13 protein-coding genes and 2 pseudogenes are annotated in these 14282 nt (G+C 43.6%); 6 read left to right on the top strand and 9 right to left on the bottom strand.

Features of this window, described 5'->3' with window-relative positions; genetic code table 11:
* Window positions 1-26: 26 nt before the first annotated feature.
* Window positions 27-164, top strand: a complete 138-nt coding sequence (locus O9332_RS11165) for a hypothetical protein (RefSeq protein WP_288025502.1) — start codon at window positions 27-29, stop codon at window positions 162-164.
* Window positions 165-202: 38 nt separating this feature from the next.
* Window positions 203-955: a cobalt-precorrin-6A reductase gene (locus O9332_RS11160; protein WP_002758247.1), complete on the top strand. Its 753-nt coding sequence runs from the start codon at window positions 203-205 to the stop codon at window positions 953-955.
* A 143-nt stretch (window positions 956-1098) separates the two neighbouring features.
* On the opposite strand, the gene O9332_RS11155 is transcribed toward O9332_RS11160, so the two are convergent.
* Both O9332_RS11155 and panD read right to left on the bottom strand, forming a co-directional pair.
* Entirely contained in the window at window positions 1099-2286 is a 1188-nt protein-coding gene (locus O9332_RS11155; protein WP_002758246.1) for a TRC40/GET3/ArsA family transport-energizing ATPase, read from the bottom strand.
* Between the two features lie 74 nt (window positions 2287-2360).
* Window positions 2361-2780 carry an aspartate 1-decarboxylase gene (gene panD / locus O9332_RS11150; protein ID WP_002758245.1) on the bottom strand — a complete coding sequence of 140 codons (420 nt, stop codon included), beginning with the start codon at window positions 2778-2780 and terminating at the stop codon, window positions 2361-2363.
* A gap of 37 nt (window positions 2781-2817) precedes the next feature.
* Here panD and O9332_RS11145 point away from each other — a divergent pair, with 37 nt between their 5' ends.
* Window positions 2818-3645 carry a DUF3598 family protein gene (locus O9332_RS11145; protein WP_002758244.1) on the top strand — a complete coding sequence of 276 codons (828 nt, stop codon included), beginning with the start codon at window positions 2818-2820 and terminating at the stop codon, window positions 3643-3645.
* Between the two features lie 718 nt (window positions 3646-4363).
* Here O9332_RS11145 and O9332_RS11140 read toward each other — a convergent pair.
* Entirely contained in the window at window positions 4364-4543 is a 180-nt protein-coding gene (locus O9332_RS11140; protein WP_104396796.1) for a hypothetical protein, read from the bottom strand.
* On the opposite strand from O9332_RS11140, the pseudogene O9332_RS11135 reads away from it, so the two are divergent.
* Window positions 4454-4642 (top strand): annotated as a pseudogene (locus O9332_RS11135) (hypothetical protein). The gene O9332_RS11140 and the pseudogene O9332_RS11135 overlap by 90 nt on opposite strands.
* Before the next feature lie 110 nt (window positions 4643-4752).
* Here O9332_RS11135 and O9332_RS11130 read toward each other — a convergent pair.
* Window positions 4753-5535 carry an aldolase/citrate lyase family protein gene (locus tag O9332_RS11130; RefSeq protein ID WP_288025497.1) on the bottom strand — a complete coding sequence of 261 codons (783 nt, stop codon included), beginning with the start codon at window positions 5533-5535 and terminating at the stop codon, window positions 4753-4755.
* Between the two features lie 357 nt (window positions 5536-5892).
* Between O9332_RS11130 and aspS the strand changes: the two genes are divergently transcribed.
* Window positions 5893-7680 (top strand): aspartate--tRNA ligase, encoded by a 1788-nt coding sequence (aspS, locus tag O9332_RS11125; protein WP_288025495.1) that lies wholly within the window; start codon window positions 5893-5895, stop codon window positions 7678-7680.
* A 22-nt stretch (window positions 7681-7702) separates the two neighbouring features.
* Here aspS and O9332_RS11120 read toward each other — a convergent pair whose 3' ends face one another.
* The 5 genes and pseudogenes from O9332_RS11120 to O9332_RS11105 form a co-directional block, all read right to left on the bottom strand.
* Window positions 7703-7834, bottom strand: a complete 132-nt coding sequence (locus O9332_RS11120; protein WP_288025493.1) for a hypothetical protein — start codon at window positions 7832-7834, stop codon at window positions 7703-7705.
* A gap of 147 nt (window positions 7835-7981) precedes the next feature.
* A complete protein-coding gene (locus tag O9332_RS28395; protein WP_502846646.1) occupies window positions 7982-9358 on the bottom strand; it encodes an SUMF1/EgtB/PvdO family nonheme iron enzyme in 1377 nt (458 codons plus the stop codon).
* A 1617-nt stretch (window positions 9359-10975) separates the two neighbouring features.
* Window positions 10976-11797: a hypothetical protein gene (locus O9332_RS11110; RefSeq protein ID WP_288025487.1), complete on the bottom strand. Its 822-nt coding sequence runs from the start codon at window positions 11795-11797 to the stop codon at window positions 10976-10978.
* A 389-nt stretch (window positions 11798-12186) separates the two neighbouring features.
* A pseudogene (locus O9332_RS28040) lies at window positions 12187-12309 on the bottom strand (Uma2 family endonuclease); the annotation flags it as partial.
* Window positions 12310-12468: 159 nt separating this feature from the next.
* Complete coding sequence (locus tag O9332_RS11105) at window positions 12469-13827, bottom strand: SUMF1/EgtB/PvdO family nonheme iron enzyme (RefSeq protein WP_002758234.1); 1359 nt, start codon at window positions 13825-13827, stop codon at window positions 12469-12471.
* 91 nt (window positions 13828-13918) lie between these two features.
* On the opposite strand from O9332_RS11105, the gene O9332_RS11100 reads away from it, so the two are divergent.
* Window positions 13919-14282: RNA-guided endonuclease InsQ/TnpB family protein (locus O9332_RS11100; protein ID WP_288025482.1), on the top strand; the 364-nt coding region annotated here is incomplete at its 3' end.

The following is a 14282-nucleotide window of genomic DNA, read 5'->3' as shown; positions in this document are numbered from 1 at the left end:
TTATAGAGAAAGGCATTTAGCGATTTTTGTCAATTGTTTTTGCTCTAGAGCGAACTAATCAATTAAGTCTCTTGCCAGATAAGGATTTAGTCGATTTATGCCCCCCTATCGAACCATACCAAGTAACGAAGAACCCAATATCTTTCCTTTGCAAGGCAAGATAGGAAGATGGAAAATTAGTTAACCTTTTGGCGATTGCTGGATGACTAAAAATAAAAGAGTGCTGATTTTAGGGGGAACGGGGGAAGCGGCGGCATTAGCGGCTAAAATTGCGGCAATTCCGGGTATAGATGCCATCGCTTCCTTTGCCGGTCGCACGAGAGAACCGATTACTCTCACAACTCCTTCTCGCCGGGGGGGGTTTGGTGGTGCCACTGGGTTAGCCAATTATCTGCGGCAAGAAGGCATTGATTGTTTAATTGATGCCACCCATCCCTTTGCCGCGCAAATTTCCTTTAATGCCGCTCAAGCCGCCTCGGATTGTGGTATTCCTCGATTAATGTTAAGTCGTCCAGCTTGGGAAAAAGTATCTGGAGATAATTGGATTGAAGTAGAAAACAATCAAGCTGCGGCGAATATTTTACCTGGGTTAGCGCCGCGGATATTTCTCACTATTGGTCGGCAAGAACTGGCAAGTTATGCACATCTAAAAAATATCTGGTTTTTGATGCGGATGATTGACCCTCCGGAACCAGATGCCATCGTGCCAGTTGGAAAATTATTATTGGAACGGGGGCCTTTTTCCTTGCAGTCAGAGCGCTCTCTTTTACAAGAATATAAGATTGGGGCGATCGTGAGTAAAAATAGCGGCGGTGATGCCACTTACGCCAAAATTATCGCCGCTAGAGAGTTGGGAATAACCGTGGTCATGGTACAACGTCCACCTGTACCTGAAGGAGAAAAAGTGGCGGATGTTGAAAGTGTCCTGGCATGGTTAGAAAAAAGATGGCTCTGATGATTTTTCTGGGAAAATCATCGGTAAGGTTTGTTGAAAAAGTCAATTGTCTGGTGATGGGGTTTTAGGGTTTTAGGGTTTTAGTTGAAATTCCCCACTTCCCCACTTCCCCACTCCCCACTTCCCCACCCAATCTAGGAAAATCACACTTTCACCACGTTGCTAAAAGAGATTTTCAGGTAATCATCTTCCATTTTTGCTCCGGAAGGTTTCAGGGCTGCTAAAGCTTGGGGTAAGACTAAATTACGACGGTGATTACCGATGCGAATATTTAACTCGTCTCCAGTTTTATTTAGCTGTATTTGTTCCTTGGGTATGCCGGGTAAATATAATTCCAGACTGTAATGATTTTCCTGTTGAACTACCCGAATAGTGTTTTCTTGGTAATAAACCTTCGTCGGATCTTCCCCAGCAAAAAGAGTTTCTTTCAGTCTTTCCAAAGCGGGTAAACCACACATTTCTTCGGAGTAGAGAGGAACTTCCTTAACTGGTAAAGGATGAAAATTATCGTAAATTTCCTGTTTATAACCCTGTTGATTTTCTTTCCAACGAGCAAAGAAAGGATCGGTTACTTTGTCGGGAATAATCCGATTAGCAATAATCAAATCGGTGGAAACATTATAGAGACTTAGATAGGCATGGGCGCGTAAAGACTCCTTAATCACCATTTTTTCGGGGTTTGTCACCAAACGGACCGAGGTTTGAGTATTATCGGTCAAAACCTTTTCTAGGGCCTCAATCTGCTCATAAAACTCGTAGGGAGCATCCATAACTTCCTTGTCCGGTAGGGAAAAACCAGCGATCGGTCGAAAAAAAGGTTCCACCAGTGGTCGCAATGCCACCGACATTCCCTGTAAAGGTTTGTAAAATCTTCTCATGTACCAACCGCCCACTTCTGGCAAACTCAGCAATCGTAAAGCTGTCCCCGTAGGTGCGGAATCGATAATCAACACATCATAAGTACCCTCATCGTAATGGCGTTTCATGCGAACTAAGCCGAAAATCTCATCCATTCCGGGTAAAATCGCTAATTCTTCCGCTTGCACTCCATCTAAACCCCTAGCTTGCAATACCTGAGTAATGTAACGTTTTACTGCGCCCCAGTTGCCTTCCAATTCCATTAGTGCGTCTAATTCTGCCCCCCAAAGATGGGGACGTACCAAACGAGGATCGTGACCTAATTCGAGATCGAAACTGTCAGCGAGAGAGTGAGCGGGATCGGTGCTGAGAACTAGCGTTTTATAGCCAAGTTCGGCGCAGCGGAGTCCTGTAGCGGCGGCGACGGAGGTTTTACCCACGCCTCCTTTACCAGTCATGAGAATTACACGCATGGGGGCTGATTCTAAGAAAATTTACATTACTTATTCTTATTATGACGGGAAAGTTAACAAATTGAGGACAAGAATCAGCATTCTTGGCTATAGAATTCCACTCCCTGACCATCACCCCGGGGAATTAAGCTCTGTTCAAAAAATTGCTGACAGCGATTTTCAGCATCAGCGACGAGAACTTTGGCAAAATGACCGTTTTCGAGAACTTCTTGCCTCGGACGTTGTTCGTAGGCATAGATAATCAAAATATCTCCGGGTTGACAGAGCAGCGCCGCACCACCGTTGGGGCAAATTTCCCCAGTTTGGCCCGGAAAAACGTAGGTGGAAAAGCGCTTACCATTGCTAAGATTGACCACATCCACCTCTTCAAGCGGCAAAATGCCGACCCGCTCAATCAATTCTCGATCGATAGTGATACTGCCGACATAATCGACGTTAGCCTCGCTGACGCGCACTCGATGGAGTTTGGCGTGCATTAATCGAATTGTTCCCATGTATTTTGTCCTATTTCCCCCAATTACTTCAATTATTATGCTCTCCCAGTGGGAATGTTTACTAAAAAATCTCGGTCAATGGCAAGGTTCTTTTACCCGTCTGTCTCCCCAAGGCGACTTGATCGAAGATACCCCGACTTTGGTATCTTTGCAAGGCATTAATAATAATCGATCAATTCGTCAATTGGTCCGCCGTCTCTACAGCGATCGAGCGCCGGAAGATTTAATTTTAGAGTATAGTTCTCTCCATCAGGGTATTCTATTTAGCCAGACGGGAGCTTTTTGCCAAGGTTCTCTATATTTTAGTAGTTTTTCCTCACAATTCGGGGCAGAATTTGGGTTAATCTCTGGAGAAAGACGATTAAGAATCGTACAGTTATTTAATGAGCACTGTGAGTTCGATCGCTTGACTTTAATTCGGGAAAAGTTGGCCGATTCTAGCTCCCCAGAAAGACCGATGTTAACGGTGGACCAATTACTGGGTCAATGGCGAGGACAGGCGGTGACAACGGGACGCGATTTTTATAATTCTCCTGCCTATTCTACCCATGTATCGATCGAGCGTCAGGGGGATAATTATCTCTCGCAAACTTTGACTTTTGGTGATAATCAAATCACTTCTAGCGCTCGTATTGAGGGACAAAGATTGTTGTTTGAAAATGGTCCGCTACCGATTCAAATACTGCTGCTGCCCGATGGAGCCTCCTGTAATACACCTCTGAAAATTACTGCTGGTCATCCTTTTGTTTTAGAGGTGGGTTGGTTACTTTCTCCTACTCAAAGACAGCGCTTAATTCGTTCTTATAACGAGAAGGGAGAATGGACAGGTATTACTCTGGTGACGGAGGAAAAAGAAAACTATTAGCCGTCAGGACCTGGCTAGATTGATAATAAAAAGGAAATTGACTAATTACACTGAAAAATATCGGGTTTCTCCTAAAGATTAATTATAAGTAAGTAGTTATAATTAAATTGAAGATAGATTTTGCCTCAGATCCCCCCTGCCCCCCTTGATAAGGGGGGTGCCGATAGGCGGGGGGATCCCCCCTTAATCCCCCCTTAATAAGGGGGGCATCTGATAATTTTTAACGACTACCTACTTAACTGGATTTGGCATCGTCTCCTTGCTCGGAGACTTGCCAAAACAACAACTTTGTACTTCACCAATAAGATAACTGCTCTCAGAAGCTAAATGCTAAGGGTTAATTTACATAAGCAAAATTTATCAAAATCCCAATATACTTGAGAAGATTTAAATTTACATTCCTTCATCTTTACTTTTCTTAAAAAATAATTGAGAAAAATTCCTATTTGTCAACGAGATTGCAATAGTTACAGCCCGCTGCTAAAATCTAAGAATTGGGTTACTCTGTGCATTTTTAGTCCTTGTGCCTTGAAACCCTTACCACGTCTAGGATTACTAATTAGTCCCCGGTAAAAACTTGCCAATTGCTCCTTTGACGAAAAAGATCTTTTGCCAAAAATATGTGTACTTATGTTAAAACGAAAAAGTTTTTTTGACAAAATGTACCAGATATGCTGCGAGAAAAGTCTCCAGATTAGCTACTGGGGGTGGGAAACTGTTAACTATCTAGGGTTTGCGGCAAAAAGTTTGTTGGTGGGGGCGGGGTGTCGGGTGTGGAAGGAACCACAGAGACACAGAGGACACAAAGATTGATCACTCCTATATAGGGCTTGCTGAAAAAGTTTTTCTTGGGGGCAGGGTGTGGGGTGTAGGGTGTGGGGTGTAGGGTTTTACCCATTTTCAGGTGGTCAATTACCTAATTTTCAGGGAAAAAGTCCAGGAATTTTCCCCGCGCTCACTCCAATCCCTGGCACTTTTGGATTTCAGAAAAGCCTAAAAATCTGATCCAACAAGGTTTTTAGATTTATTCAGCCAGTCCTACCTTTTATTTGTCAGATTGATTGGATATGTCTAGGTTTTGCACGATCAATCAAGGGACCAGTATCTTTAACCAAAAAGTAAATTATGGAGGATTTCTAAACGCCGGTCATCTTCACGAACAATAGCACCATAATAATTTTTTTTATTCTCTAGCCAGAGTAATTCAAACTCGATCGCCTTTGGCAAAGCTAAACTGAAATTATCCAAAGCTTGGGGACAATCAAAGATAACTTTGCGCGTCTCGAAGCGGTCAAAATGTCCTTGGCAGAACATTTTGAAAAACGGTAAAGAATGCAGTGACACCCCACCCCCAATGGCAACAGTCAAACCGGCAGCCTTAGCTTTTTTTGCCAAAGGTAAAGCCAGAGCCAAAACTTGCTCGCTATTCACATCCTGACGGGTTAATCCCAAAGAACAGGCTAAATCCATCCGTCCGATGACGATACCATGGAGAGATTTTATCTCTGGAATCGCCAACATTTCCTGAAAATTCTCACAGGCAGTAATCGTTTCGATATTAACTAATAGCTCCACATCTTCCACCCCTTGATCAGCTAAAACCCTCCTAGCTGCCCGCAGATATTTTTGTAAAGCATAGGCTGTTTCTACCATGGGAGCAATCAAGCGATCGACTCCTAAATTAACCCCATCAAAGATATCTCTGATCGCTTCGCAACCGGCGATTTTCAGATTAAAATCTACCCCCGCTTTCAGACTAATTTCTTTCAACCGCATCGCTTCCGTCAATCGGGTTCCTTCCGTCTCGAATTCCGCTTTTACCCCCGAAACATGGTGATCTTCCCTGAGTTCTCTTAACAGTTCCACCATTTTTTTTTCTAAGGAATTCATGATTTTAATCGTTCAAAATCGGTAACTGCTAGATGAGCCTTGTTGATTATAGCCGATCTGCGAAAAGCCGATAGCTGAGGACTAAGTAGGTAGGTGTTAAAAATTGTCAGATGCCGTCTTATTCAGGAGGGATTAAGGGGGTGCCAATCCCCCCTTATCAAGGGGGGCAGGGGGGATCGAACCCAAAATCTATCTTCAATTTAATTAAAACCAGCTACTTAGGAGACCATAAAAATACCCTAAACAAGGGGACAAGAGCGACAAAATACCGGCATAATGAACAAGGCCGTCTGATTTTTTTCTGGCCACATCCTTTCTATACTACATTCGTAATATAAGTAATTCTCTAGTTAGACTATGCGAACTCACTACTGTGGCGACCTTAGCGCGATCGAAATTGAAAAAAGTGTCACCCTCTTCGGTTGGGTCGATCGTCGTCGCGATCACGGTGGCGTTATTTTTATTGATCTACGGGATCGCAGTGGTATTGTCCAGATCGTCAGTGATCCCCAACGAACTCCCGCTTCCTACCCCATCGCTGAAACCGTCAGAAACGAGTATGTTATCAAGGTGACGGGAACAGTCAGTCAACGGCCCCCCGAATCCCTTAACCCGCGCATTGCCACCGGAGAAATCGAAATTTACGCCACTAGCATCGAGATTCTCAACGGGGTTACTAAACAATTGCCTTTTGTCGTCTCCAGTTCCGAAAGTGAATCGGTCCGGGAAGATGTGCGCTTGCGATACCGTTATCTAGACCTACGCCGGGAGCGTATGAGTCAGAATTTACAACTACGTCACCAAGTTGTCAAAGAAATGCGCCGTTTTCTCGAAGATGAACAGCATTTTATCGAAGTGGAAACACCAATTTTAACTCGATCGACTCCCGAAGGGGCGCGGGATTATCTGGTTCCTTCCCGTGTCAACCCTGGCCAATGGTACGCTTTACCCCAATCACCGCAACTATTTAAGCAATTATTAATGGTGTCGGGAATGGATCGCTACTATCAAATCGCCCGCTGTTTCCGCGATGAAGATCTGCGCGCTGATCGTCAACCGGAATTTACTCAGTTGGATATGGAGATGAGTTTTCTCTCTTTACCTGAGATTTTAGCCCTGAATGAGGCTTTAATCGCTCATATCTTCAAAAAAGTCAAAAATATCGATATAAGCCTGCCCCTGCCCCGTTTAACCTATGCTGAGGCTATGGATCGCTATGGGGTCGATCGCCCTGATACCCGTTTTGGCTTGGAATTGGTCAATGTGGCGGAGATTTTTGCCGATTCGGGATTTAAGGTGTTTTCAGGTGCGATCGCTAGTGGTGGGACGGTGAAAGTTTTACCGATTCCCAACGGTAACGAGGCGATTTCTAACGTCAGAATCAAACCGGGTGGGGATTTATTCAAAGAAGCCACCGATGCGGGGGCGAAGGGAATCGCCTACATCCGCGTGCGCGAGGACTACGATTTTGATACCATCGGTGCGATTAAAGATAACCTGACAGAGGCACAAAAACAGGCTTTAATCGAGAAGACTGGCGCAAAACCGGGGCATCTGCTCTTATTTGGGGCGGGAGATACCGATACAGTCAATAAATCCCTATCCCGCCTACGCTTAGTTTTAGGGGAACAATTGGGATTAATTGATCCTGATAAAATCAACCTCCTCTGGGTGACGGATTTCCCGATGTTTGAATACAACGCCGAGGAAAAACGCCTAGAAGCATTGCATCACCCTTTTACTGCCCCTAATCCCGAAGATTTAGACGATCTAGCCCAGGCTCGCGCCCTAGCCTACGATATGATTTTTAATGGTATTGAAATCGGTGGCGGCAGTTTGCGGATCTATCAACGGGAAGTACAGGAAAAAGTCTTCGCCACCATCGGTCTATCCCCAGAGGAAGCCTATAATAAATTCGGCTTTTTGTTAGAAGCTTTTGAATACGGAACCCCTCCCCACGGTGGCATCGCCTACGGTTTAGATCGCTTGGTGATGTTGTTAGCCGGGGAAGAATCAATTCGCGATGTGATTGCTTTCCCGAAAACCCAGCAAGCTAGTTGTTTACTCACTTCTGCACCTTCAACAGTGGCAGCGAAGCAATTAAAGGAATTATCCGTTGCTTCTACCTACAAACCGCCATCCTAAGATTAGGGTGGGCATTGCCCACCTAATTTTTAAAAGTCTGTTGACACCATGCTCTTAAATTCTTTTCTGCTCTCACTTCATCCTCTTTAGCAGTGGCTAAAAATTCATAGAGTTTAGTTTTGGGAACTAGGGGAAAAGTGCAGGGTAAGCGCATCTTAACAATCCTTGACAATTGTTAAGCAAAAATCGACCAAATGGGTCGAGTTCGCCCCTACAAAATCGACCCGCCTAAGGGCGGGAAAGAAAAGAAAAAAGAAAAAATAGGAAATAAGGGTAAAAAGGGAAAAAAAGGGGAAAAGGGTTACAGAGTCCTCCCAGCACCGCACACCACCCGAAAACCGCCGTCGTTGTAGTCGTAGTCGCGGCGGTAGCGGTTGCTGCGGAAAGCGGAACGGCAGATATCCGGATTGAAGTACCAAGAACCGCACCGCCGAGGAGAACGATTATCATCCCCATTTTCTATCCAGACACTGCCATCCGTCGGCGCATCCTTATAGTTATCGTGCCAAGTATCGGCACACCATTCCCAGACATTGCCGTGCATATCGTAGAGTCCGAAAGCGTTGGGGGGAAATTTACCAACGGGGGTGGTTTCTTGACGATAAACACCTTTGGGTCCCTGAGCATAAATATAATTGCCGTCGTAGTTGGCTAAATCCGGGGTGATGGTTCCCCCGAAATAGAAGGGAGTGGTGGTTCCTGCACGACAGGCATATTCCCACTGCGCTTCCGAGGGGAGGCGATAGTCTCGTCCCGTCGCTTTCGAGAGTCGCATACAGAATTCCACTGCAGCGTACCAAGAGACTTGTTCAACGGGGCGATTATTGCCAGAGAACTTAGAAGGATTTAAGTCAAGGTCACATTCAATTTTCGGCAGGGAGGCCACTGCTTTCCACTGGGCCTGAGTGATGGGATATTTGCCCATAAAGAAGGCAGGAACGGTCACTAGATGTTGGGGACGTTCGTTATCATTTCCTTGTCCATCGGGTGAACCCATCTTGAATTGTCCTGCTGGAATAGCGACCATTTCCAGGGTGACACCATTGCCTAAGTTTTCTGTAAAATACCGCGCTGGTTTCTTTTCCCGTTTGACTTCCTTGCCTCGACTATCGACGGTGACAGTTTCAAAATAAAAAGATGGAAGACTGACGGGGAATTTTTGTTCAGTTTCTTCCTGTGAAAAATCAGGAGTTTTTTCTGCTTGTTCGGCTGGATGACGTTGTTCTGCTAAATACAATTCCACTAATTCCAGTTTACTTTGTGCCTCAGAAAATTCTGGTTTTAGCCGCAATGTCTGTTGATATTCAGCTAAAGCTTGTTGGACTTTTCCTAATTTTTGATAAGCCTTACCTAGCTCAAAATGGACTTCTGCCCAATCGGGCTTAATTTGCAGAGAGCGAGTAAAATCTTTGGCTGCTTCTGGATAATTTTGCAATTGACTATAGGCCAATCCGCGATAATAAAAAACCTCTGCTTGTGGGGACTCAGATTCACTTAATTGACTGAACTCGAAAATAGCCTTTTGATACTCTCGGCTTTGATAACAATTTAGCCCCCGATTATAACAGGCTAAACTAACATTCAGTTGTCGTTTTTCTCCTAGATTCAACAAACATTGATTGAGTCGATTAATGTAAGCTTGATCATCGACGGTTACGGATTGATTCAATACTTCCATCGGATCAAGTCCTTGGGAGTCTATTTGACGCAAATCTAGCCAAGCTTTAATCGATTCATCGATCTGTTTTCTAGCACCGAATTGATTAGAAAAATGACTTAAACTTTCTGCTAAATCTAGTTTTAGTTCAGCTATCCATGCCGACTCACTTGCCTCTAGAGCTTGATACATTGCTTCGTAGGAAGCAACCACCATCTCTATTAATTCTGCCTGCTGTTCTTCAGGAATATCTTTAATTAAATCAGGCAACAATTGCGGTAAAAAAGGTGATTTTCGATAGCGATTGGGAACGTGCAGTAAGAAAAATTCATCAATGAACATTCCAGCAAATAGACAGTGGCAAATAGCAATAAATTGAATTAGTGCTTGGTAATCTTTTTCATTGACCCAATAAGGACGTTCTATTTCACTAGGATCGCAGTCATATTTTAGACATTCCTGTTCTGCTTCCAGAACACTTAAATTTCTTCTCAATCCCTCCACAACCTTATTGCCAAAAAATTGATCGAACTGCTCGGCATTTTTCCCTGAATCTTGATAAGCTTGTCGTTTTTCTGCCCAATCTATGGTCCGAACTTTAACAAAATCAAAAAGTGTTTCTAGCCACGATAAAGAGATAGCTTTTTGGTAGCGATACTTAGACCAATTTAATCCCCAAAAAGCAATATTAATAAATAAATTATTGCCCTCGATTAAATCTTCAAGAATTAAAGTCGGTTCGGTTTTCAGTCCTCGAAAAATAGCTTTAGCAGCAGATTCACTATGAAAAGCTTTACTTGTCCAAGCACCGGGTAAAAATTCGATGGTTCTTCCTTGATTAGTATATTTTTGGAAAAATTCTCTCAAGTAATCAGCTAAAGCGTGTTCAGCATCGGGAAACCCCCGACCTCCAGACAATTGAGAAGGATTATCTTGCCTGATTTTTGGCGGTGAAAATAGCACTAATAAGCGCATTTCATCGGGGTTGAGATTAATTAAATCTTCTGTGACAAAAATCAAAGGCGAATTCTTTTCTCGCTTTTGTTCTTTGATCACCTCTAGGGAAGTTTGGCGATCAAAAATTCTTAATTCTCTTGCCAATTCTGCATCTAATTGTTTGAGATGGAGTTGCAATTCTTTTTGTTGATCTAAAGCCCATTTTTGCAATTGTCCTCGCAAAATTTCTAGTTTTTCAGCGTGTTCTCGGTTGAGTTTTCCCTGTTGCGCTTGAAATTCTTGACTTAATTGAGTTAGTTTGAGTTGCAGTTCTCGATTAAGAATTCCCTGTTCTGCTTGTGCATTCTGATTCAACTTCGCTAATTCTAATTGTAGTTGTCGGTTTAACTCTCCTTGCTCCATTTGCAAATCTAAATTAGCCTTTGCTTGCAGCGCCTGGGAAACTATCTGCATCCGCTGTAATTCCTGCTGTGCTTTATCCCGTTCCTGTTGAGCTTCAATATTTCTCTCGGTATTAATGCGCTGAGTATCTGCCAAGATTTGGCTGGAATAAACTTGGGGTTTAAACAAATAGTTGAAGCTGTTTTTTGCCTTATCCCAAATCGAACGCCAAAACCCCGTTTTTTCGGGTAAAGCTGGTAAATTCAAAGACATATTTTTACTCTCCAAAAACTAACTTTTTTAAGTAGTTTTAAACGGCCAAGCTTCTGCCGGTTTATCGGTAATTAAAACCTCCCCGGTCAACTGCTCATTTGCTTGTTCAATTTGCGAACAAGACCAAAACTTTTCCTCATAGGGAAAATTAGAATCAATCCCCCGATAACCAATAACGTCACCATCGAGATTTCGGCTAACATCGGTTAAAGTAATCGCGTGCCAAGATTGAGAATCGGGATAGGAAATCGGGTCTAAATCGTGGGCATCTCCGACAAAAACCACGGGACGATTCTCATCTAAAGCATTAGCCAATTCCTGATGTTCAAAACTTGCCCAATGGGAGGGTATATCATAAGAACTCAAAATTTCTTGATAATCTTCAGGGTTTAAAGCACCTCCTCGACCGGGATAGTCTATTTGCAGTTGGTCTGAGAAATTATTCGTAATGTCGGGATGAAAACACTGGACAATATTTTCAATGGTTTCGTAACCACAGGTTGGCCCCGTTTGTAAATCTGCCAACAAATGCACATTTCCTAACCCCGTAAACCCTAATTCTTGATGGGTAATATCATTAATTAAAGCTTCTGGCGATTCATAATGAAAATCCTGATGGCAGTGGGATACATCTTGCCAAGACTCATCAGGTTGATAGTTGAAAGTGGCCTCCATCGTCTCATTTTGCCAATTCCAATACTCTTGATTCGGCATTTCCTGCCAACCGCTTTCGGTTTCCGGCAGATTCACCTCGGTAAAATCTGGGGAAACTAACTCCAAAGCTTGACTATCTGAAGGGTTAAGCGAATAGTCTTCTGGTGCAAAGCCTTGGCCATAGAGGTCATTCATGGTCGCCTCCGCTCCTTGACTGGGGCTATTTTTTAACCTAGAGAATCGGCATCACTAAGTATTTATACTTCGATGATACTCCCAACCCATGAAAGTCTAGTCTGGACGTTGATAAAAGTTAACTGATGTTGACAGCCTCGGATTTTGGGCGCAAGGCTTCACTGGTGTTAACTTAACGGTTGAGATTCCCTGTTTTTTTGATGGGTAACAATAAACCTCTCGCATAATTGATTTTTGAGGATTCAAAAACGTCAAAAAGGCGGATTAACTGGCAGAAAATCTCTAAATAAACCATTTAATTAATTATTACTCATTCTTAATTCTCCTGACTCCTGACGACCGGCTCCTGACTCCTAACCCCACCAACAAACTTTTTCAGCAAACCCTAGTTAATTATTTTCAGCTAGTTGACTGACAACCCATGCTCTTAAATTCTTTTCTGCTTTAACTTCATCCTCTTGAGCAGTGGCTAAAAATTCCTAGAGTTTAGTTTTGGGAACTAGGGGAAAAGTGTAGGGTAAGCGCATCTTAACAATCCTTGACAATTGTTAAGCAAAAATCGACCAAATGGGTCGAGTTCGCCCCTACAAAATCGACCCGCCTAAGGGCGGGAAAGAAAAGAAAAAAGAAAAAATAGGGAATGAGGGTAAAAGGGGAAAAAGGAAAAAGGGTTAGAGAGTTCTCCCGAAAACGCAGGCTACCCGAAAACCGTAATTGTTGATGCGGTTGACGCGGCGGAAGTAGTAGTCGTAGCGAATCGCGGAACGGCAGTAAGTAGGATTGTAGCCCCAGGAACCGCCCCGCAGAGGAGAACGATTATCATTACCATTTTCTATCCAGACACTGCCATCCGTCGGCGCACCGTCATAGTTATCGTGCCAAGTATCGGCGCACCACTCCCGGACATTGCCGTGCATATCGTACAGTCCAAAGGCGTTTGGGGGAAATTGTCCCACGCGAGTTGTTTCGTTTCGATATTCTCCGTTCGGTTCATCGGCGTAGGTATTACTGGCATTGTAGTTAGCCAATTCCCCCGTAATGGTTTCCCCAAAGTAAAACGGGGTGGTGGTTCCAGCACGACAAGCGTATTCCCATTCCGCTTCACTCGGTAGTCGGTATTCCCGAACCGTTAGTTTTGATAATCTCGCACAGAACTCGATCGCATCGTACCAGTTGACTTGTTCCACGGGACGGCGATCGCTATCGGGACGGTCTTTAAAATAGGCTGGCTTGAAATCAAGGTCTTGTTTAACTTTTAAATCCGTGCGAGAGGCGATCGCTTTCCACTGGGCCTGGGTGATGGGGTATTTACCCATAAAGAAGGGTGGGACAGTTACTTCATGTTGTGGTCTTTCCCTTCTAAATCCTTCCCAATTAAATTTTTTAACCAGTCTTTCGATTTCCTCATCTTCTGTTCCCATCAGGAAAGTTCCCCCCGGAATGGCGACCATTTCTAAGGTGATGCCTTTGCCCAGATCTTCCCTGAAATATTGGGACTGTTTCGACTCTTTTCTAATTTGCTCACCCTTCGCATTTACTCCCACCACCTCAAAGTTAAATACTGATAACAGTTGTTTTGGCTCTTCCGGTTCAAGCTTGAACTGATAGCCAATTGCTCTTTCTAGTTGCTCAAATCCGTCTTCTTCCCAATAATCAAGCTGGTGAATATCTCGCAGATTCAAGCTAACTTCTGCAAGTCGCAGATCAGGAATTTCGCATTCTTCTAACCTCATGGGAATAAAAAAAATTGTCCCCGGTAGCATCTGTCCCAAGGTATCAAGTGCAATCCTCAACTCCCGTTGGATATATCCCTGCTTATTAGCCGATTTCCCTGACAGACAGGCGAGAAAAATCTGACTAGCTTTAATCGCTTTCGGAATTTCATCTCGCCAAATTTGACCCGGAATCAGGTCTTTTTTATCCAACCAAGGTTTATATCCCGCTTGCTTGAGGCGGTCATACAGTGCCAAAACTGCTGGTTTATCCTCATTAGCGTGAGCTAGGAAAATTTGGATCTCTGACTTTTTCATCGGAAATTTTGGGTCTGAAACCCCGCCGTTCTAGGTTGGCTTTACCGTCAAATATTAGCACATTTACACGATATATGCTAGAATGCGGGATATGGAAAAAGCCTATTCGTTTCGATTTTACCCCACACCAGAACAAGAGTCGCTATTGCGGCGCACGTTGGGCTGTGTAAGATTAGTTTACAACAAAGCTCTCCACGAACGAACACAAGCTTGGTACGAAAAGCAAGAAAGAGTAGGCTACGCTCAAACTTCTTCAATGCTAACCGAGTGGAAAAAACAAGAAGAATTAGACTTTTTAAACGAAGTTAGCTGTGTACCTTTACCACAAGGGTTAAGACACCTACAAACAGCTTTCACTAATTTCTTTGCTGGTCGTACTAAGTATCCTAACTTTAAGAAAAAACATCAAGGAGGAAGTGCCGAATTTACCAAATCTGCTTTTAAATTTAAAGACA

Source organism: Microcystis sp. LE19-10.1B (assembly GCF_027530565.1).
GTDB classification, from domain to species: domain Bacteria; phylum Cyanobacteriota; class Cyanobacteriia; order Cyanobacteriales; family Microcystaceae; genus Microcystis; species Microcystis aeruginosa.
The sequence above is the reverse complement of the archived record's forward strand: the minus strand, read 5'-3'. Positions and strand labels throughout refer to the sequence as shown.

Bases quoted from the DNA above. Each gene is read 5' to 3' on its own strand.
- O9332_RS11160 (WP_002758247.1), top strand. From the start codon at position 203: ATGACTAAAAATAAAAGAGTGCTGATTTTAGGGGGAACGGGGGAAGCG.
- O9332_RS11155 (WP_002758246.1), bottom strand. From the start codon at position 2,286: ATGCGTGTAATTCTCATGACTGGTAAAGGAGGCGTGGGTAAAACCTCC.
- panD (WP_002758245.1), bottom strand. From the start codon at position 2,780: ATGGGAACAATTCGATTAATGCACGCCAAACTCCATCGAGTGCGCGTC.
- O9332_RS11145 (WP_002758244.1), top strand. From the start codon at position 2,818: ATGCTCTCCCAGTGGGAATGTTTACTAAAAAATCTCGGTCAATGGCAA.
- O9332_RS11140 (WP_104396796.1), bottom strand. From the start codon at position 4,543: ATGGGTAAAACCCTACACCCCACACCCTACACCCCACACCCTGCCCCC.
- O9332_RS11130 (WP_288025497.1), bottom strand. From the start codon at position 5,535: ATGAATTCCTTAGAAAAAAAAATGGTGGAACTGTTAAGAGAACTCAGG.
- aspS (WP_288025495.1), top strand. From the start codon at position 5,893: ATGCGAACTCACTACTGTGGCGACCTTAGCGCGATCGAAATTGAAAAA.
- O9332_RS11120 (WP_288025493.1), bottom strand. From the start codon at position 7,834: ATGCGCTTACCCTGCACTTTTCCCCTAGTTCCCAAAACTAAACTCTAT.
- O9332_RS28395 (WP_502846646.1), bottom strand. From the start codon at position 9,358: ATGGAAGTATTGAATCAATCCGTAACCGTCGATGATCAAGCTTACATT.
- O9332_RS11110 (WP_288025487.1), bottom strand. From the start codon at position 11,797: ATGAATGACCTCTATGGCCAAGGCTTTGCACCAGAAGACTATTCGCTT.
- O9332_RS11105 (WP_002758234.1), bottom strand. From the start codon at position 13,827: ATGAAAAAGTCAGAGATCCAAATTTTCCTAGCTCACGCTAATGAGGAT.